Here is a 19,616-nt window from a genome sequence, read left to right on the forward strand (position 1 = left end):
AGATTCGCGCGGGGCCGGGGCGGGGACATCGCCAGGGACAACTCCCGCCGTTCCCCGCCGCGAAGGAGTCCCCCATGCCGACCGCGTCCGACCAACCACTGCCTACCGCCGACGCCGGGCCGGCGCTCGTCGCCCGGCTCGATCGCCTGCCGCGCCATGCGGTCGCCTACGCCGCGACCGGCATCGTCGGGCTCGGGATGTTCGTCGCGTTCTACTGCAACTTCGACATCAACGTGTCGTTCATCCAGACCTGCACCGACATCAAGCCCGGCTGCACACCGGAGAACGCCGGCGAGTTCCTGTCGCTGCCGGTGGTGCTCTTCCTGGTCGGCTACATGGCCGGCTGCCTGGCGCTCGCTCCGCTGTCCGATCGGCTGGGGCGGCGGCCGCTGGTCGCGGTGGTCCTCGGGTTCGCGTTCGCCGGCTCGGTCGTCACCGCGATCGCCACCACCTACCCGATGTTCGTGCTCGGGCGAGCGATCACCGGTGTGGTGCTGGGCGGCATTCTCGCCGTCGGCAACACCTACATCGGCGAGACCGCGCCGGCCGCGGCACGTGCCCGGTACACGGCGATCACGTTCGTCATGTGCACGATCGGCGCGATGGTCGGCATCGGCCTGGGGCTGCTGTTCACCACCGAGCCCGCCTCGTTCCCCGACGGCCTGCCGATCGCGCTCGCCGGGCCGGACTTCGCCAACGGGTGGCGCTGGATCTACGGGATCGCCGCCGTGGTGGCGGCGATCGCGGCGGTGAACGCCCGCCGGCTCCCCGAGTCGCCGCGCTGGCTCATCGAGCACGGCCGCCTCGCCGAGGCCGAGCGGGTGGTCAGCGCGCTGGAACAACGGGCGTTGCGACGGGGCCCGCTGAGCGAGCCGGCCGCCCACGTGCCGCTCCCGGAACACGAGGAGGCCCCCACGGCCGCCTACCGGGAGCTCTTCTCGGTGGCCCGCTACCGCAACCGGACGATCCTGCTGGTCCTCATGTGGATCACCGGTTATGCCACGGTCTTCGCCTACTCGACCGGGTCGACCTCGGTGCTGACCGGCCTGGGCTTCACCCCACCGGTTGCCGGCATGATCTCCGCGGTGGGTGGGGTCGGGTTCTTCGCCCAGGGCCTGTTCTCGGCGAAGTACTCCGAAGCCGTCGAGCGCCGCTTCTGGCTGCCGATCGGCGCCGCCCTCACGATCGCCGGCGCGGTGCTGATCGCCCTGCTCGGCGACAGCATCGGCTGGGCCTTCGCCGGTTCGTTCATCGTCTTCTTCGGCTTCAACGTCTGGGTGCCGCCCACCTTCGCCCTGTCCGCCGAGAGCTTCCCGACCCGGATCCGCTCGGCCGGCTTCGGCCTGGTCGACGGCCTCGGCGTCACCGGCGGCATGATCGGCGTCCTGGTCATCGCCCCACTGGTCGGCCACCTCACCACCCTGGCCGCGCTGTTGCTGATCTCCAGCTTCCAGGTGGCCGCCGCCGTCCTCGCCCAGTTCGCGCCGCGTACCCGCAATCGGGCTCTGGAAGAGGTGTCGCCCTGAGTTGTCCCTCAGGCGCCGCGCAGCAGCGCCGTCATCTCCGGAAGCTCGAAGGACTCCGCGGTGGCCGTCGCCGACGGCGTGCCGCCGGCCGGGTCGGCGCCCGCGGCCAGCAGCGTCTTGACCGTCTCGGCGTTCTGCCGGGCAACGGCGGCGGACAGGGCGGACTGGCCCCGGTCGTTGACCCGGTTGGGGTCGGCGCCCTGCTCCAGCAGCGCGGTCACGGTGTCGACGTGGTTGTGGTGCGCGGCGAGGATCAGCAGCGTGTCGCCGGTCTCGTTGGTGAGGTCGGGCGGCAGGCCCGCCGTGACGTTGCCGAGCAGTTCCTCGGTGCCGCCGGATCGCGCCAGGTCGAACATGCGCGTCTCTTCTTCCAGCTCAGTCACGGCGTAACCCTACCGTGGTGATCTCCTGTCCGGTTTCGGCCGCTTCGTCGATGGCCAGCGCCACCAGCCGGTCCTGGATGCCGTCGGCCAGCGGGTACGGCTCCGGGCCCGCGCCGCGCACCCACGCGGCCATCGCGTCGAGCATGGTCGCCAGGGCGATCTCGTCGTCGTTGAGGCGGAGGCCGGCGTACGGATTGCGGTAGAGCACCCGCTCCCCCAGCGTGATCGTCTCCGTGTCGAGTCCGCCCACGTCCAGGTCGTGGCCGCTCTGCCGGCGCACCAGAGGCGTCCGGGCGATGGTCCGCTCGGCCGGCATGTGCACGACCTCGTCGTCGCGGAGTTCGCCGTGCGTCCCCCGGACCAGCAGGCGGCGGAACCGCAGCAGGTTGCGGGTCTGGCCGGTGGTGAAGTCGTAGACGCCGGAGCGCCCGCCACCGAAGTCCAGCGTCGCGATGCTGGTAGTGGCCGGTTTGGTGACCGGGTTGCCGATCCACCCGCCGCGGTCGAGCGGGTCGAGCAGGGGCGCGACGGTGCGGACCGCGCGGACGACGGCCGGGTCGTGGCCGGCCTCGAGCAGGCCGCGGATCAGCGCGACCGCGTGGTGCTCCTGGGTGGAGGACACCTGCACCTGGGTGGGCGTGCCGATGATCCCGGAACGCACTGCGGCGAACCGGGCCGCGTGCGACGGCATCAGATGGTACTGCTCGGCGACCTGCACCAGCCCGGACCGGCCGACCGCGGCCCACAGCGCCTCGAGGCCGGCCCGGTCGCCGGCCGGCGGGGTCTCGGTCAGCACCGGCAGGCCGTAGGAGACGGCCTCGGCGACGATGGCCGGCGCGGCCCCGGCGGAGACGGCGCTGACCAGGAAGTCGGGGCTGGTGGCGCGCAGGCATGCGGCCAGGTCGCGGTAGGCCGGCACCGGAAGGTCGCGCGGTTGCCGGACGATCGCGCCGGCGCACTCCACGCCCGGCATGGCCTGCGCGACGCGGTGGATCGCCGCGGCCCGGAAGCCGAACCCGGCAAGAACGATCTCAGTAGCGATGGGAGCGCTCCCAGTATGTGGATCCATCGATTGACCTCATTCGAATCATGACGTTAACGTGCGCCCCCACCCACGACAACGAGGTATTCCATGGCTCGCAAGAAAAGGCTGGCGCTCGCCGGCCTCGCCATCGCCCTGACCGCCGGCGGGATCGCCGCCGCGACCACCTCCGCCGGCGCCGCGACGGCCGGCTGCAAGGTGGACTACCGGATCGGCAGTCAGTGGTCCGGCGGTTTCACCGCCGGCGTCGCGATCACCAATCTCGGCGACGCGGTGTCCGACTGGCGGCTGACCTGGGCGTACGCGAACGGGCAGTCGGTCACGCAGGCCTGGAACGCGACGGTGACGCAGTCCGGAACTGCCGTCACCGCAACCAACGCCTCGTACAACGGAAATATCGGAAATGGCAGCTCGGTGAGCTTCGGCTTCAACGGCGCGTGGACGGGCTCCAACGCCGTGCCGACGTCGTTCGCGCTGAACGGGACAAATTGCACAGGGGCGACGGCAACGACCGCGCCGGCCACGACCGCGCCGACCGCTGCTCCGGCCGCAGACGCCGAAGCGACCGTCGCCGCCATGCAGCCGGGCTGGAACCTCGGGAACTCGTTCGACGCGACGGGGGCGGACGAGACCTCGTGGGGCAACCCGAAGGTGACCGAGGCCCTGCTCGACGGGGTCAAGGCGCAGGGCTTCAGGAGCGTTCGGATCCCGGTGACCTGGGGCCAGCACCAGGGCGCCGCACCGGCGTACACCATCGACGCGGCCTACCTGACCCGAGTCAAGGAAGTGGTCGACCAGGCCCTCGGCGACGGCTTCTACGTGATGATCAACATCCACCACGACTCGTGGCAGTGGATCAACACGATGCCGGCCGACCACGACGGCGTGCTGGCCCGCTACAACGCCACCTGGACGCAGATCGCCACCGCGTTCCGCGACGAGCCGGCCCAGCTGGTCTTCGAGAGCGTCAACGAGCCGCAGTTCACCGACGAGACGCAGGCCCCGGCCGACCTCAACGAGCTGAACACCTCGTTCCACACGATCGTCCGCGATTCCGGCGGCGCCAACGCGACCCGCCTGCTCGTGCTGCCCACCCTGAACACGTCGGCCGACCAGGCCAAGATCGACGCGCTGGCGACCACGATCGCGGCGCTCGGTGACCCGAACGTGGCGGCCACGATCCACTACTACGGCTACTGGCCGTTCAGCGTGAACATCGCCGGCACCACCACGTTCGACGCGACCACCCAGGCCGACCTGACCGGCTACTTCGACCGGGCCACCGCCGCCTTCACGGCCAAGGGCGTGCCGGTGATCCTCGGCGAGTACGGCCTGCTCGGCTTCGACAAGTCGACCGACGCGATCGAGCAGGGCGAGAAGCTGAAGTTCTTCGAGTACCTCGGCTACTACGCCCGGCTCAAGAAGATCACCACCATGCTGTGGGACAACGGCCAGCACTTCGACCGCACCTCGCTGGCCTGGCACGACACCGAGCTCTACGGCCAGATCAAGTCGAGCTGGACCACCCGCTCCGGCACCGCCTCCACCGATCAGGTCTTCCTGCCGAAGACCGCCGCGATCGCGTCCCAGGCCGTCACTCTCAACCTCAACGGCACGTCGTTCACGGCTCTGCGGCAGGACGGCACGGACCTCGTGCAAGGCACGGAGTACACCCTCTCCGGCGATCAACTCACGCTCTCCGCGGGGTTGCTCACGCGATTGACCGGCGCCCGCCCGTACGGCGTGAATGCGTCCTTGTCGGTGGTCTTCTCGGCGGGCGTCCCGTGGCGCCTGGACATCCGCACCTACGACACCCCGGTGGTGTCGGCCGCGACCGGGACCACGTCGGCGTTCACCTTCCCGGCCGACTTCCGTGGCGACCGGCTGGCCACGATGGAGGCGAAGTATGCCGACGGGACCGCCGCCGGCCCGCAGAACTGGACGTCCTACAAGGAGTTCGCGGCCACCTTCCTCCCCGACTACACGGCCGGGACGATCGCGCTGACCAGCGACTTCTTCGCCGCGGTCGACGACGGCAGCACGGTGACGCTGACCCTGCATTTCTGGAGCGGCGCCACCGTCACCTACCACGTCGCGAAGTCCGGCACGGCGGTCACCGGAACCCTGGCCTGACCTGCGTTTCCGGCCGGTGCGCCCGCCGCACCGGCCGGAATTGCGGCGATAACTGTCGGACCCGCGTGGCAGCATGACGAACGTGGATGCACGGGGACCGGTTCGATTTCTGTGGTGGCTGGCGAGGACGCACAAGGGGCGCGTCGGGTTGGGCGCGATGTTCGGCTCGTTGTGGTTCTTCAGTCTGGCCGTCATGCCGTACCTGTTGTCCCAAGCCATCGACCGCGGCCTGCAGCCGCGGCACACCGAGGCGCTGCTGGCCTGGGCCGCGCTGGTGTTGATCCTGGGCATCGCCAGCGCCGGCCTCGGCATCATGCGGCACCGCAGCATGACCAAGTTGCGGCTGGCCGCCGCGCTGCGCACCGCCGACCTGGTGATGACGCACGCGACCCGGCTCGGCGCCGCCCTCCCCCGCCGGGTCACCGCCGGCGAGGTCGTCACGATCGGCATCTCCGACGTGTGGACCATCGGCCGCGCGATGAACGTCGGCGGCATCGGTGTCGCGGGCGTCCTGGCCTGCACCGCGGTCGCGGTGCTGCTGTTCCACACCTCGCACGTGCTGGCGATGGTCGTGCTGATCGGCGTGCCGCTGCTCGCCGTCATCGTCGGGCCGCTGCTCGGCCGCACCCAGCGGGCCGGCCGGCGGTACCGCGAGAAACAGGGCGAGCTGAACGCCCGGCTGGTCGACGTCCTCGGCGGCCTCAAGATTCTCAACGGGCTGGGCGGCAAGGAGACCCACCAGCAGAGGTACGCGGAGGAGTCCACGCGGCTGCGGGCGCAGGGCTACCGCGTGGGCGGCCCGTCGAGCTGGATCGGCGCGCTCGGCGAGGGCCTGCCGGTGGTGTTCATCGGCGTGGTGATCTGGCTGGCGGCGCGCCTCGCCGCGAGCGGCGAGCGGCGAGATCACGGTCGGTCAGCTCGTCGCGGTGTACGGGTACACCGCGATGCTGGTCATCCCGGTGAACGTGCTGATTTTCTGCGGTTTCGACGTCACCCACGGCCTGGTCTCCGCCCGCCGGGTCACCGACTTCCTGCGCATCCCGCTCGACGATCCGTCCGGTGCGCCGGGGCCGGCCGGGCCCGCGGCGCTGCACGACCCCGAGTCGGGCGTGGTGGTCGAGCCGGGCAAGCTCACCGCGCTGGCCGGCGGCGGCGCCGCCATCATCGACCGGCTCGGCCGTTACGGCCCGACCGAGGTGACCTGGGGCGGGGTGCCGCTGGCGGAGATCGCCCAGCCCGAGATCAGGTCCCGCCTCCTGGTCGCCCACCAGGACGCGGACATCTTCGCCGACCCGCTGCGCGCGGTGGTCGCCGGCCCGTCCGAACCGGACGACTGCGCGGTCGAGGCGGCCGTCGACACCGCCGCCGCGGCCGACGTCGCGACCTCGCTCGACCGGCCGGTCGAGTGGGGCGGGCGCAACCTGTCCGGCGGCCAGCGGCAACGCGTGCGGCTGGCCCGGGCGCTCTACTCCGACCCCGAGCTGCTGCTCGCGGTCGAGCCGACCTCGGCGGTCGACGCGCACACCGAAGCGGCCATCGCCGAGCGCTTGACCCGCGCCCGGGCCGGCCGCGGCACCGTCGTGACGACCACCTCGCCGCTGCTGCTCGACCGGGCCGACACGGTGCACTACCTGGTCGACGGCCGGGTCGCCGCCACCGGCACGCACCGGTCCCTGCTGGCGTCCGAGCCGGGCTACCGAGCACTGGTCAACCGTGTGTTCGGGGAGGACGAGTGAGCGCGGCGCTGCCGATCGCCGGTCAGCGCACGGTCGGGCGGGCCGCGCTGCGGCTGATCGCCGCCGACCGGCGGTCGGTGAGCTACCTCCTGCTGCTCAACGCGCTGGCGTCGCTCGCCTCTCTCGGCGGGCCGTGGCTGCTCGGGCGGATCATCGACGAGGTCACCGCGGGCCGTGGGGCCGCCGCCGTCGACCGGCTCGCCGTTGCCGTGCTGGCCTGCGCGGTCGCACAGACCGTCCTGTCGCGATACGCCCTGGCGATCGCCTACCGCTTCGGCGAGCGCACCGCCGCCCGGATCCGCGAGGGCTACCTCCGCCGGGCGCTCGGCCTGCCCGCCTCGGTCATCGAGCGGGTGCCCACCGGCGACCTCACCGCCCGCGGCACCACCGACATCGACGCGGTCGCCAGCACCCTGCGCGACATCCTGCCCACCATCTTCATCGGGCTCATCCAGATGTTCTTCATCATCGGCGCGGTGATGCTGCTCGACCCGCTGCTGGGGCTGGTCGGCCTGACCGGCCTGACCGGCATCGTGTTCGTGACGAGGTGGTATCTGCGACGTGCCCGCAACGCCTACCTGGCCGAGGGCGCCGCCAACTCACGGCTCGCCGACGAGCTCGCCGCCACCACCCAGGGCGCCCGCACGGTCGAGGCGTTCGGCCTGCACCAGCGACGGCTCGACGCGGGGCATGCCGCGATCGCCGAGACCCGGCGCACCCGGCTGGCCACCCTCTCCCTGCGCAGCGTGTTCTTCCCGATCGTCGAGACGTCCTACGCCGTGCCGACCGTGTTCGTGCTGGTCGCCGGCGGGCTGCTCTACATACACGGCCACCTCACCCTCGGCACCGTCGGCGCGGCCGTCCTCTATCTCCGGCAGTTGGTCGGCCCGCTCGACTCGCTGCTGATCTGGATCGAGCAGTTGCAGAGCAGCAGCGCCTCGTTCGCCCGGGTCGAGGGCATCGCCGAGATCCCGGCCCCGCCGCCCGCGACCACGGCCACCCCGGCCGACGACCGCATCGAGGTCGCCCGGGTGCGTTACGCCTACGACGAAGGCCGCGACGTGCTCCACGACGTCAGCCTCACCGTGCGCCCGGGCGAGCGGCTGGCCGTCGTCGGCCTCTCCGGCGCCGGCAAGTCCACACTGGGCCGCCTCATCGCGGGCGTCGACCGCCCACAGGCCGGAAGCGTGACGGTGGGCGGCGTCCCGATCGCCGACCTGCCGGCCGAACTGCTCCGCCGCCAGGTGGTCCTGGTCACCCAGGAGCATCACGTCTTCCGCGAGTCGTTGCGCGGCAACCTGATGGTCGATGCCCCCGACCACGTGCTGCGCGCCGCGCTGGCCACGGTCGGCGCCGACTGGGCCGACGACCTCGACCGCGACCTCGGCGAGCATCCGCTCGACGGCGCCCAGGCCCAGCAACTGGCCCTGGCCCGGGTGGTCCTGGCCGACCCGCACACGGTGATCCTCGACGAGGCGACCGCGCTGCTCGACCCGACCGCCGCCCGCACGGCCGAACGAGCCCTGGCCGCGGTGCTGCACGAGCGCACCGTGATCGCCATCGCCCACCGCCTGCAGACCGCCCACGACGCCGACGAGGTAGCGGTGATGGACGACGGCCGAATAATCGAACTGGGCACCCACGACGAACTGGTAGCCGCCGGCGGCCCCTACGCCGCCCTGTGGCACTCCTGGCACGGCGGCTCCGAGGCCCGCCGCTGAATGGGAGCGCACCCGCGGGCCGGCTTAAGAAATTCATAAGTTTCGCTGCCCAGGAAACCGCTTACCGGGATCTGTCCGTACTCATCGCTGCCACCGTCCTCCAGCGAAAGGCTCAACGATGACACGGACCCGAACCCGATTGCTCGCGGCCGCCGTCGCCCTCGTGGGCATCGGCTCCGCGGTGGTCTTCACCAACTTCGCCTCGGCCGCCGAGACGACCGCCGCCGGCGATCAGGTGGTCACCGCGACCATCGCGGTCAGCGGCGTGTTCGACGGGGCCGGCCAGCGCTTCATCGGCGGCGGCGACCTCGGCGACGGCGGGCAGGACGAGGGCCAGGACGCCCTGTTCGACCTGGCCGCCGGCGCCACCCTGAAGAACGTCGTGATCGGCAGCCCGGCCGCCGACGGCGTGCACTGCGCCGGCAGCTGCACCCTCAGCAACGTGAAATGGGAGGACGTCGGCGAGGACGCGGCCACGTTCCGCGGCACCGGCGCCACCATCCTGATCGACGGCGGCAGCGCCGCCTCGGCCGACGACAAGGTCTTCCAGGACAACCGCGGCGCCGGCGGCTCGGTGACCATCCGCAACTTCGCGGTCTCCGACTTCGGCAAGCTCTACCGCTCGTGCGGCAACTGCTCCACCCAGGCCGCCCGCACCGCCACCCTGGAGAACATCACCGCCACCGCCCCCGGCAACACCCTGGCCGGCATCAACACCAACCTGGGCGACAAGGTCACCCTCAACGGCGTGACGCTGATCGGCGACGACATCTCCCTGTGCGACCGCTTCGAAGGCAACGACACCGGCGCGGAGCCCACCAAAATCGGCGAGGGCCCCGACGGCACGAGCTGCATCGCCACCGGAGTGACCGGCCCCTAGTCGCCGGCAGCGGCTCCTCCACCCGCATTGCCGGCCGAGCCCGGTGACAACCTCCCGCCCGGAGCGTCACCGGGCTCACCCCTGTCCGCCCCCGCTTTCGAAACTGCCCACCCTTGCCTTGATCGCGATGAATATCAACACGATCGAACATTGACCGCCAACTTGAGTCAAAGTGGCTTCCAGCAGGGGTCGGGTTTGACCGGTGCGGGCGTTGACATCGGTGTTGATTGTTGCGAGTGTTCGACCATCGTGTTTCGTGTTTGATTTTGTGCACGCGGTCGTTCTCCTCGCGGCATCAACAAGGAGCAGGTTCATGTCACGCAAAACCCCTCGCGCGCTGTTGGCCGTCGCCCTCGTGGCCGGCTCGGCGTTCGCCTTCGCCGCCGGCGAGCCCGCACTCGCCACCGGTGGCGGCGACACCTCCTGTGCCACCACCGGCTCGGTCGACTATGGATTCGACCTGGCCGGAGACGGCTGGAAGTTCACCACCGGCGACGATCTCTCCTGGGCGGCGACCTCGTTCGACGACTCCGGGTGGAAGGCGTGGACGGTGCCGGACAACTGGAACACCGACGCCACGCTGGCCGCGTACGACGGCTATGCCTGGTACCGCAAGACGTTCACGCTGCCGGCCCGGCCGGCCGGGGTGACCGATTCGGCGATCGTGGCCGCGCTCGGCCAGATCGACGACGCCGACCAGACGTTCCTCAACGGCACCGAGATCGGCAGGACCGGCGGTTTCCCGCCCGCCTTCGACTCCACGTGGGAGGTGCCGCGGGAGTACTACCCGCCCGACGGCCTGCTGAAGTGGGGCGCGACCAACACGATCGCGGTCCGGATGTACGACGGCACCGGTGGCGGCGGCTTCTACGCGGGGCCGGTCGGGCTCTACACGAAGGCGCACCTGCGCGCGTTGAGCGGGATCACCGGCAAGGCCGCGACCAACCCCCAGCTCGCGTACGCCTGCGCGATCCTCACCAAGCAGCACCGCGCGATCGCCGCGGGCGACGTCCGGACGTACGAGAAGACGCTGGCCGACGGCTTCTTCCATCAGGGTGACACCGCCGTCCGGCGGGTGTCCGAGGTGAAGGGCTGGATCGCCCAGAAGAAGAAGATCACGCTGACCGACGCGCAGACCGACGTCTTCGTGGACGGTCAGGGCCGGATCGTGGTCGACACCATCCGCAGCTGGACCGCGGCCGACGGCGCCGAGCTGCTGCCTGCCACCCGCGAGATGCTCTACCTCGACCCGCGCAAAAGCGTCGAGCTGGGCGACCACTCGCGGTTCTTCCGGGACAGCTACCAGTCGACCGCGATGGCCAAGCGCGTGCAGTTCGACGTCTACCTGCCGAAGAGCTACACCCGCACCACGGCGAAGCGCTTCCCGGTCGTCTACATGCTGAACGGCTTCAACGGCTCGAACATCGAGTGGGAAGCCCGCCACATGAACACGGTCCTCGACCAGCTGATCAAGGACAAGGGCCTCGAGGAGACCATCGTGGTCTTCCCGGACGGCGGCAGCGGGTGGTACGTGGACACGTCGGCCGGCAACTACAAGTCGATGATCCTCAAGGAGGTGCTGCCGATGGTCGACCAGGAGTACCGCACGATCGCCGACCGGGAGCACCGCGGCATCACCGGCGTCTCGATGGGCGGGCAGGGCGCCTTCACGCTCGGCCTGACCAACCCCGACCTGTTCAGCTCGATCGCCGGCCACATCGGCGCGCTGAGCCTGCCGCCCCTGGTCGGCACGGCCGCCGAACAGGCCGCGAACGCGTACCTGCAGCCGATCAAGCTGGTGCAGTCGATGACCGCAGCCGAGCTCAACCGGCACACCTATTACTTCGACGGCGGCGATCAGGATGAGTACGGCTTCGGCACCGCGGCCAAGAACATGAGCGTGGCCCTGGCGTCGAAGGGCGTGAAGCACGACTACCAGCTCGGGGCGGGCAACCACGCCGACTCGTACTGGATGCCCAAGCTGGACCGCTCGTTCGGCCTGCACAGCGACCAGTTCCGGGCGCACCCGGTGAAGCAGCCGAGGGAGCCTCGCCCGGTGCCCTCGCCCTACACCTGGCAGTAACTAGGAAGAAAACAACACGGCACACTCGACGGCGCGCTGCCACCTCTGATATTCGGCAGCGCGGCGTTCGCCGTCCATGGACGGGAGCCACCGCCCGGCCCGGTGCCGGTTGTTGCGCAGGTCCTGCAGGTCGGACCAGTAGCCGACGGCGAGACCGGCGGCGTAGGCGGCGCCGAGCGACACCGTCTCGGCCACCATCGGCCGCACCACCGGCACCTCCAGCACGTCGGCGACGATCTGCATGAGCATGTTGTCGGCGGTCATCCCGCCGTCCACGTTGAGCCCGGTCAGCGCCAGGCCGGAGTCGGCGTTCATCGCGTCGACCACCTCGCGGGTCTGCCAGCCGGTCGCCTCGAGCACCGCCCGGGCGAGATGACCCTTGGTGATGTAGGAGGTGAGCCCGACGATCACCCCCCGGGCCTCGCTGCGCCAGTGCGGCGCGAACAGTCCGGAGAAGGCCGGCACGATGTAGCAGCCGCCGTTGTCGGTGACCGTCCCGGCGAGGGTCTCGATCTCGGAGGCCGTCCCGATCAGCCCGAGCCCGTCGCGCACCCACTGCACGAGCGACCCGGCGATGGCGATGGAACCCTCCAGGGCGTACGCCACCGGCTCGTTCCCGATCCGGTAACCGACCGTGGTCAGCAACCCGTGGGTGGACCGCACCGGCGTCGCTCCGGTGTTCATGAGCAGGAATCCACCCGTACCATATGTGCATTTTGCGTCGCCGGGCGCAAAGCACGTCTGCCCGAAGAGCGCCGCCTGCTGATCACCGATCGCGGCGGCGATCGGCACCCCCGGCAGCACCGCATCGGCCGTGCCGTAGACCTCCGAGGACGACCGGATCTCCGGCAGCATCGCGTGTGGGATCGTGCACACATCCAGAAGTTCGGCGTCCCAGTTCAACGACGAAAGATCCATCAGCATCGTACGGCTGGCGTTGGTCACGTCGGTCAGATGATGTTTCCCGCCGGTCAGATTCCAGATCAGCCAGCTGTCCATCGTCCCGAAGAGCACCTCGCCGTTCTTGGCGCGCGTCCGCAGACCCGGGATGTTGTCGAGAAGCCATTTCACCTTGCCGGCCGAGAAGTAGGTGGCCGGCCGGAGTCCGGTTCGATCTTGCACAGCCGCCGTATCCAGCGAGCCGACGAACGACGCGGTTCGGGTGTCCTGCCAGTTAATCGCCGGCGCCACCGGCACCCCGGTCATCCGGTCCCAGACCACCACGGTCTCCCGCTGATTGGCGATCCCGATCGCCGCGATCTGATCGGACCCGATCCCGGCGGAGGCAAGCGCCCGCTTGATCAGCTTCTGCGTGTCCCGCCAGATCCGCGCCGCATCGTGCTCGACCCACCCCGGCCGCGGATAGCTTTGCGGATGCTCCGCGCGGGCGACGGCCACGACGGTTGCCCGCCGATCGAACAGGATGCAGCGGGTGGACGTCGTCCCCTGGTCGATGGCAAGAATGTAACGCTCGGTCACGACCACGCCTCCGCTCGATCGCGACGGATCGAACGCGCCGTCACGACCTCGGCCCGCTCAGATCGAGGGAGACCGAGCGCGCCGTCGCACAGACCTGCTCGACGAGCGCGGCGCGTGGCCGCAGCTGGCTGTCGCAGATCCGCTCGACCGGCCCGAAGATGCCGATCGCGCCGACCACCAGCCCGCCGAAGGTGCGCATCGGCGCCGCGATACCCGCGCGCCCCATCTCCCACTCCTCCACCGCACAACCCCAGCCCTGAGCGCGGATCTCGCTGAGCGATCCGGCCAACGCCCGGCGATCGGTCACGGTCTTCCGGGTGTACGCGTCGAGCCCGGCCCTCGTCGCCCCGTCCGCGGCCATCACGTCGTACGCCAGCAGGACCTTGCCCAGCGACGTCGCGTGCGCCGGAATGACCAGCCCGGTGTCCATGGCCTGGGTGGTGTCGTCGGGCCGGAAGACGTGGTGGATGACCCGGGCCGACACCCCGTCGAGGACCCCGATCCGCACCGACTCGACGCTGCGGGAGGCGAGCGCGTCGGCCCAGTCGAGGGCGCGCGAGCGCAGCTCGTTGACGTCGATCCCGCCGCTGCCGAGGTCGAGCAGGCCGCGGCCGAGCCGGTAGCGGGCGGTGCGCGGGTCCTGTTCGGCGAAGCCGACGTGCTCGAGGGTGCGCAGGATGCTGTGCGCGGTCGACTTGGGCAGCCCGAGCGCGTCGGCGATCTCCTTGACCCGCAGCCGGTCGGGACCGGCCGCCAGCAGGCGCAACACGGCCGACGACCGCTCGATGGACTGGATCATCCCGGGCACCGCGTGAGACTACCGCTCTATTGGCGCGATGCCAACGTGCGACATTGTCGCACGCAACGCGTTGACCCTCGTCACACCGCTCCCTAGCGTCCCCTCCGCAGGAGTCAACGGGAGGCGATGTGGCCGACTTCGTCGGGGCGATCGATCAGGGCACCACCAGCACGCGATTCATGATCTTCGACCGGGCCGGCCACGAGATCGGCCGGCACCAGCTGGAGCACCGGCAGATCCTGCCCGGCGCCGGGCTGGTCGAGCACGACGCGAACGAGATCTGGGAGAACACCCTCAAGACGATCGACGGCGCCCTCGCCGACACCGGCCTGGGCGCGGCCGACCTGGCCGCCATCGGCATCACCAACCAGCGCGAGAGCGTGCTGATCTGGGACCGCCGCACCGGCCGGCCGGTGCACCACGTGCTGGTCTGGCAGGACACCCGGACCGCGGCGTCGATCGCCGCGCTCGACGCCGACCTGCTGCGCGAGAAGACCGGCCTCCCGCCGGCCACCTACTTCTCCGCCACCAAGGCCGCCTGGCTGCTCGACCACGTCCCCGGCCTGCGCGAGCGGGCCGAGCTCGGCGAGGTGCTGTTCGGCACCATGGACAGCTGGCTGATCTGGAACCTCACCGGCGGCCGGCACCTCACCGACGTGACCAACGCCAGCCGTACGCAACTGATGAACCTGCACACCCTGGACTGGGACGACGAGCTGCTGCGGCTGTTCCGCATCCCGCGGCCGATGCTCCCGGAGATCCGGTCGTCGGCGGAGATCTACGGCCACGCGGAGGCGGTGCTGCCCGGGGTGCCGATCGCGGCCGCCATCGGCGACCAGCAGGCGGCGCTGTTCGGGCAGACCTGCTTCGCCCCCGGCGAGGCCAAGTGCACCTACGGCACCGGCAACTTCGTGCTGCTCAACACCGGCACCACCCCGGTCCGCTCGACGCACGGCCTGCTCACCACGGTCGCCTACCGGTTCGGCACCGGCGCCCCGATCTATGCCCTGGAAGGCTCGGTGGCGGCCACCGGGTCGGCCGTGCAGTGGCTGCGCGACCAGCTCGGCGTGATCGACTCGGCCGGCGCGAGCGAGGAGCTGGCCGCCTCGGTCGCCGACAGCGAGGGCGTCTGCTTCGTACCGGCGTTCTCCGGGTTGTTCGCCCCCTATTGGCGGCCGGACGCGCGGGCCGCCATCGTCGGGCTGTCCCGCTACCACACCGCCGCGCACATCACCCGGGCCGCGCTCGAGGCGATCTGCTACCAGACCCGCGACGTCGTGCAGGCCATGGCGGCCGACTCGGGCACCGCGCTGGACTGCCTCAAGGTCGACGGCGGGGTGACCGCGAACGCGCTGTGCATGCAGCTGCAGGCCGACATCCTCGGCGTGCCGGTCAGCCGCCCCGCGGTCGCCGAGACCACCGCGCTCGGCGCCGCCTACGCCGCCGGGCTGGCCGTCGGCTTCTGGACGTCGCCGGACGAGCTGCGCGCCAACTGGCGCGAGGACCGGCGCTGGCAGCCGTCCTGGTCGGCGGAGCGACGCGACGAAGGAACCACCCGCTGGCGAGCGGCGATCGACCGCACCCTCGACTGGGTCAGCGTCGGCTGACGGAAGGACAACAGATGAATACCGGAGTTATCTCGCCGCAGGCCCGGGCCGACGCCCTCGCGTCGCTGGCCGCTGAGGAACTCGACGTCCTCGTCATCGGCGGCGGCGTGGTCGGCGCCGGGGCGGCCCTCGACGCCGCCACCCGGGGCCTGTCCACCGGCCTGGTCGAGGCCCGCGACTTCGCCGGCGGCACGTCGAGCCGGTCCAGCAAGCTGATCCACGGCGGCCTGCGCTACCTGGAGATGCTCGACTTCGGCCTGGTCCGCGAGGCGCTACGGGAGCGCGGCCTGCTCCTCCAGCGGCTCGCTCCGCACCTCGTACGCCCGGTGCCGTTTCTTTATCCCTTGCGGCACCGCGGCTGGGAGCGGCTGTACGCGGGGGCCGGCCTCGCCCTCTACGACACTCTCGCGCTCTCCGGCTGGGGCGCCGGCCTCCCCCGCCACCGGCACCTGACCCGGACCGAGGCGCTCAAGGCGTTCCCGGCGCTGCGGCCCGAGTCCCTCGCCGGCGCGATCCGCTACTACGACGCCCAGGTCGACGACGCCCGGCACACCATGTTCCTGGTGCGCACCGCGGCGGCGTACGGGGCTCAGGTCGCCGCCCGGACCGAGGTGACCGGCTTCCTGCGCGAGGGCCGCCGGGTCGTCGGCGTCCGTGCCCGCGACAACGAGACCGGCGCCGAGCTGGAGATCCGGGCCCGCACCGTGATCAACGCGACCGGGGTGTGGACCAGCGACATCCAGTCACTGATGAAGGGCGAGCGCGGCCAGTTCAAGATCACTGCCTCGAAGGGGATCCACCTGGTCGTGCCGCGCGACCGGATCGCCGGGCACACCGGCATGATCCTGCGCACCGCCACCAGCGTGCTGTTCGTGATCCCGTGGGACCGGCACTGGATCATCGGCACCACCGACACCCCGTGGAACCTCGACAAGGCGCACCCGTCGGCCTCCGCGCACGACGTCGACTACCTCCTCGACGAGGTGAACAAGAGCCTCGCCACCCCGCTGACCCGCGACGACGTGCAGGGCGTCTACGCCGGGTTGCGGCCGCTGCTGTCCGCCGACGCCGCGACCACCGCGAAACTGTCCCGCGAGCACGCCGTCGACACGCTCGCGCCCGGCCTGGTCCTGGTGGCCGGGGGCAAGTACACGACGTACCGGGTGATGGCCGCGGACGCGGTCGACGCCGCGGTCCGCGACCTGGACACCCGGGTGCCGGCGTCCTGCACCGACCAGGTCCCGCTGCTCGGCGCGGCCGGCTACCGGGCCGCCTGGAACCGGCGCGCGCAGCTGGCCCGCCGGGCCGGGCTGCACGTCGGCCGCATCGAGCACCTGCTCAAGCGCTACGGCACCCTGATCGACGAGGTCCTCGGCCTGGTCGAGGCCGACCCGTCGCTGGCCGAGCCGCTCACCGGCGCGCCCGACTACCTGCGCGCCGAGGTGGTCTACGCGGTCACTCACGAAGGGGCGCGGCACCTGGACGACGTGCTCACTCGCCGTACCCGCATCTCTATCGAAACCGCCGACCGCGGGGTGACCGCCGCCCGGACCACCGCGGACCTGATCGCCGGGGCGCTCGGCTGGACCGCAGCCGACGCCGAGCGGGAGATCGCCGCCTACCGGTCGCGGGTGGCGGCCGACCGCGCGGCGCAGGAACAGCCGGACGACGAGACCGCCGACGCGACCCGGCTCGCCGCGACCGCGGCCTGACCCCCATGTACGCCGAGCAGCGGCAGGCCCGGATCCTCGCGGAGATCAACGAGACCGGCGGCGCCCGGATCACCGATCTGGGCCACCGCCTCGGCGTCTCCGGGGTGACCGCACGGCGCGACGTCGAGGCGCTCGCCGGGCGGGGCCTCGTCGCCCGGGTGCGCGGCGGGGCGATGGCGCTGACTCCCGGCCCGGCCCTCGCCGCCGGGCCGGGTCCGGGCCCGCACCGGGCCCGGGTGGCCATCGCCGCCGCGGCCGCCCGCCTGGTGCGACCGGGCGAGGCGATCGGCATCCTGGCCGGCCGCACCACCCTGTTGCTGGCCCGGGAGCTGCTCGACGTGCCCGGCCTGACCGTGGTCACCAACGCGCTCGACGTCGCGGACGCGTTCCACCACGGGGGCCGGCCCGGCCAGACGGTGGTGCTGCTCGGCGGGATCCGCACCCGGTCGGGCGCTCTGACCGGGCCGGTCGCCGAACGGACCGCGGCCGGGCTCAACCTCGACGTGGTGTTCCTCGGCGTCCACGGCATGGCCGCCCGCTCCGGCTTCACCACCCCCGACCTCGCCGAGGCCCGCACCGGCGCCGCCCTGGTCGCCGCGGCCCGCCGCACGGTGGTGCTGGCCGACCACGGGAAGTGGGGGGTGCGGTCAGCCGCCATGATCGCCCCGCTGGACGGCGCCGACGTGCTGGTCACCGACGCCGGCCTGAGCCGGCCGGCCCGTTCGGTGCTGCGGCAGCGGGTCGGGCGACTGCTGGTCGCCGACGTTCCGTAAAGACCGGCCGCTCCCCGCCGATGGCAAGGACCATGGTGGGCTCACTGCTGGCAATCGGCTACGCACTGGTCATCACGTGCGCGGTGTCGTGTGCGGTGGTGGCCTGGCGTGCCCGCCGGGAGCTGAACGTCGGCCCGCCGATCGCGGTGGCGGCCCTGGGCCTGGCCGTCATGTCGCTGTCCTACCTGATCAGCAGCGTGCCCGGGACGACGCTGTGGCACCCGGCGCTCTACCCCGCGGCCGCCGGAGCGCTCCTCACCACCGGCTTCGGCGGCATCGCCGTCGGTCTGGCCGACCGGCGGCTCCAATTCCGCCGGCGCCACCTGCTCGCGCTGGTCGAACCACTGTTCATCACGGTGGCGGCGCTGGCCGATCCGGCCCCGGACATGCGGCTGGGCCTGCCGATCGCCGTCCATCTGGCCTACGCCCTCGCCTACACCGCCGGCGCCGCCGCCTTCGTGGTCCGCCGCACTCGCTCGGGCCAGGTGTCCGGGCGACGGATCACCCTCGCCTGGATGGCGCTGCTGGCGCCGGTGATCTGCGGGGGCGGCTCCGCGATCGCCACCGCCCTGGGCAACACCGGCGTCACGTTGTCGCTCGCGGTGACGGTGGGCACGGTGCTGTTCCTGGGCCGCCTCACCTGGGGCGCGCTCGCCCTGTTCCCGGTCGCCCGGTCGCAGGTGGTGAACGTCATCCCGGACGCCGTGGTGGTGCTGGACAGCTCACAGGCGGTGGTCACCGCGAACCCGGCGGCCCGCCGGATCATCCAGCGCCTGAATCGGGTCGGCGAGTGGGTCGCCGGCACACCCGTGGCCGATCTGCTGCCCGGCCTGCCGGCTTTCGACCCGGCCGGCGACATGGTCTTCGACGTGCGGGCGGAAGCAATCGATGCGGACTTCGAGGTCCGGGTCAGCCCGCTGCACGGCCGCGGCGGCCTGGCCGGCTGGACCCTGGTCGCCCGGGACGTGACCGAGTCCCGCCGCCAGCAGCAGGCGCTGCGCGACCAGCTCGAGGTGATCGACGCGCTGCGGCGCGACCTGGCCGAGCAGGCCAGCCGCGACCCGCTGACCGGCCTGCACAACCGCCGGCACCTGATGGGCTTCCTCGACCAGCATCCCGGCGCGGCGATGGCCGTCATCGACGTCGACCACTTCAAGCGGGTCAACGACGAGCACGGCCATCCGGCCGGCGACCGGGTGCTTCAGCAGGTTGCCACGTTCCTGTCGATGGGTCACGGCCCGGCCGACCTCGTCGCCCGCTACGGCGGTGAGGAGTTCGTGCTGGTCATGCCGGGACTCACGCTCGCCGAGGCGTACGAGCGGGTGGACGGCCTGCGCCGGCGACTGGCGGCGGAGCCCGGCCCGATCCCGGTCACCTTCAGCGCCGGTGTCGCGACCACCATCGACGCCGCCGACCAGGCGCTCTACGAGGCGAAACGCGCCGGCCGCAACCGGGTCAGCGGGCTCACGACAGCACCGGGAACAGGTCGGTAGACGCCCGGCCGGTGGCCGCCTCGATCAAGTCGATCGCCGGCGCGATCCGGGCGATCACCGCGGCGGTGCAGGCGAGTCCGGCCTCCGGCGCCTCGGGGGTACGGCCGAGAGCGCGCTGGACGTCGAGCAGGTGAACGGTCGTGTATTTCGCGGCGTCGTCACGGGCGGCCCCGGCCACCTGGTCACGGCCGGTGTTGGCGATGCCGCCCGGCGAGTTGAACTCGAGCGTCATCGTGCGACCCTACCGAG

The 19,616-nt window shown here is 71.6% G+C and carries 14 protein-coding genes and 1 pseudogene; 10 read left to right on the plus strand and 5 right to left on the minus strand.

Annotation, left to right across the window (positions count from 1 at the left end; translation table 11 throughout):
* Positions 1 to 74: 74 nt before the first annotated feature.
* Positions 75 to 1,526 (plus strand): MFS transporter, encoded by a 1,452-nt coding sequence (locus AB0E90_RS02950; RefSeq protein WP_360398338.1) that lies wholly within the window; start codon positions 75 to 77, stop codon positions 1,524 to 1,526.
* Positions 1,527 to 1,534: 8 nt separating this feature from the next.
* Here AB0E90_RS02950 and AB0E90_RS02955 read toward each other — a convergent pair whose 3' ends face one another.
* Both AB0E90_RS02955 and AB0E90_RS02960 read right to left on the minus strand, forming a co-directional pair.
* Complete coding sequence (locus AB0E90_RS02955; RefSeq protein WP_360398340.1) at positions 1,535 to 1,909, minus strand: ankyrin repeat domain-containing protein; 375 nt, start codon at positions 1,907 to 1,909, stop codon at positions 1,535 to 1,537.
* Positions 1,902 to 2,978, minus strand: coding sequence for a gfo/Idh/MocA family oxidoreductase (locus AB0E90_RS02960; RefSeq protein WP_360398342.1), 1,077 nt, complete (start codon positions 2,976 to 2,978; stop codon positions 1,902 to 1,904). The genes AB0E90_RS02955 and AB0E90_RS02960 overlap by 8 nt, the downstream gene beginning before the upstream one ends.
* 63 nt (positions 2,979 to 3,041) lie before the next feature.
* On the opposite strand from AB0E90_RS02960, the gene AB0E90_RS02965 reads away from it, so the two are divergent.
* The 5 genes and pseudogenes from AB0E90_RS02965 (at position 3,042) to AB0E90_RS02985 (ending at position 11,504) form a co-directional block, all read left to right on the plus strand.
* Positions 3,042 to 5,084, plus strand: a complete 2,043-nt coding sequence (locus AB0E90_RS02965) for a cellulase family glycosylhydrolase (RefSeq protein WP_360398344.1) — start codon at positions 3,042 to 3,044, stop codon at positions 5,082 to 5,084.
* A gap of 157 nt (positions 5,085 to 5,241) precedes the next feature.
* Positions 5,242 to 6,820, plus strand: a pseudogene (locus AB0E90_RS02970) (ABC transporter ATP-binding protein).
* A complete protein-coding gene (locus AB0E90_RS02975; protein WP_360398346.1) occupies positions 6,817 to 8,541 on the plus strand; it encodes an ABC transporter ATP-binding protein in 1,725 nt (574 codons plus the stop codon). The pseudogene AB0E90_RS02970 and the gene AB0E90_RS02975 overlap by 4 nt, the downstream one beginning before the upstream one ends.
* A gap of 118 nt (positions 8,542 to 8,659) precedes the next feature.
* On the plus strand, positions 8,660 to 9,421 hold the full coding sequence (locus tag AB0E90_RS02980) for a pectate lyase (RefSeq protein WP_360398348.1): 762 nt from the start codon (positions 8,660 to 8,662) through the stop codon (positions 9,419 to 9,421).
* 313 nt (positions 9,422 to 9,734) lie between these two features.
* The gene (locus tag AB0E90_RS02985; protein WP_360398350.1) at positions 9,735 to 11,504 is read left to right on the plus strand and encodes an alpha/beta hydrolase-fold protein; all 1,770 of its coding nucleotides are present in this window, start codon (positions 9,735 to 9,737) and stop codon (positions 11,502 to 11,504) included.
* Here the strand turns inward: AB0E90_RS02985 and glpK (AB0E90_RS02990) are convergent, their stop codons facing one another.
* Entirely contained in the window at positions 11,505 to 12,983 is a 1,479-nt protein-coding gene (gene glpK / locus AB0E90_RS02990; protein WP_360398352.1) for a glycerol kinase GlpK, read from the minus strand.
* Positions 12,984 to 13,023: 40 nt separating this feature from the next.
* Positions 13,024 to 13,791, minus strand: a complete 768-nt coding sequence (locus AB0E90_RS02995; RefSeq protein ID WP_360398354.1) for an IclR family transcriptional regulator — start codon at positions 13,789 to 13,791, stop codon at positions 13,024 to 13,026.
* Between the two features lie 119 nt (positions 13,792 to 13,910).
* Between AB0E90_RS02995 and glpK (AB0E90_RS03000) the strand changes: the two genes are divergently transcribed.
* From glpK (AB0E90_RS03000) to AB0E90_RS03015, 4 genes are read left to right on the plus strand one after another with little or no spacing between them, the layout of a single operon-like run.
* Complete coding sequence (gene glpK, locus AB0E90_RS03000) at positions 13,911 to 15,389, plus strand: glycerol kinase GlpK (protein ID WP_360398357.1); 1,479 nt, start codon at positions 13,911 to 13,913, stop codon at positions 15,387 to 15,389.
* A gap of 14 nt (positions 15,390 to 15,403) precedes the next feature.
* The gene (locus AB0E90_RS03005) at positions 15,404 to 17,101 is read left to right on the plus strand and encodes a glycerol-3-phosphate dehydrogenase/oxidase (RefSeq protein WP_360398359.1); all 1,698 of its coding nucleotides are present in this window, start codon (positions 15,404 to 15,406) and stop codon (positions 17,099 to 17,101) included.
* 5 nt (positions 17,102 to 17,106) lie between these two features.
* Entirely contained in the window at positions 17,107 to 17,874 is a 768-nt protein-coding gene (locus AB0E90_RS03010; protein WP_360398361.1) for a DeoR/GlpR family DNA-binding transcription regulator, read from the plus strand.
* Positions 17,875 to 17,906: 32 nt separating this feature from the next.
* Positions 17,907 to 19,367 carry a diguanylate cyclase gene (locus tag AB0E90_RS03015; RefSeq protein ID WP_360398363.1) on the plus strand — a complete coding sequence of 487 codons (1,461 nt, stop codon included), beginning with the start codon at positions 17,907 to 17,909 and terminating at the stop codon, positions 19,365 to 19,367.
* On the opposite strand, the gene AB0E90_RS03020 is transcribed toward AB0E90_RS03015, so the two are convergent.
* Entirely contained in the window at positions 19,339 to 19,599 is a 261-nt protein-coding gene (locus AB0E90_RS03020) for a hypothetical protein (protein ID WP_360398365.1), read from the minus strand. The genes AB0E90_RS03015 and AB0E90_RS03020 overlap by 29 nt on opposite strands.
* Between the last annotated feature and the right edge of the window lie 17 nt (positions 19,600 to 19,616).

This window comes from Actinoplanes sp. NPDC026619 (assembly GCF_040638295.1).
Lineage (GTDB): Bacteria > Actinomycetota > Actinomycetes > Mycobacteriales > Micromonosporaceae > Actinoplanes.

Coding starts and splice junctions, on each gene's coding strand:
- AB0E90_RS02950 (WP_360398338.1), top strand. CDS start 75: ATGCCGACCGCGTCCGACCAACCACTGCCTACCGCCGACGCCGGGCCG.
- AB0E90_RS02960 (WP_360398342.1), bottom strand. CDS start 2,978: ATGGATCCACATACTGGGAGCGCTCCCATCGCTACTGAGATCGTTCTT.
- AB0E90_RS02965 (WP_360398344.1), top strand. CDS start 3,042: ATGGCTCGCAAGAAAAGGCTGGCGCTCGCCGGCCTCGCCATCGCCCTG.
- AB0E90_RS02980 (WP_360398348.1), top strand. CDS start 8,660: ATGACACGGACCCGAACCCGATTGCTCGCGGCCGCCGTCGCCCTCGTG.
- AB0E90_RS02985 (WP_360398350.1), top strand. CDS start 9,735: ATGTCACGCAAAACCCCTCGCGCGCTGTTGGCCGTCGCCCTCGTGGCC.
- AB0E90_RS03005 (WP_360398359.1), top strand. CDS start 15,404: ATGAATACCGGAGTTATCTCGCCGCAGGCCCGGGCCGACGCCCTCGCG.
- AB0E90_RS03010 (WP_360398361.1), top strand. CDS start 17,107: ATGTACGCCGAGCAGCGGCAGGCCCGGATCCTCGCGGAGATCAACGAG.
- AB0E90_RS03015 (WP_360398363.1), top strand. CDS start 17,907: ATGGTGGGCTCACTGCTGGCAATCGGCTACGCACTGGTCATCACGTGC.
- AB0E90_RS03020 (WP_360398365.1), bottom strand. CDS start 19,599: ATGACGCTCGAGTTCAACTCGCCGGGCGGCATCGCCAACACCGGCCGT.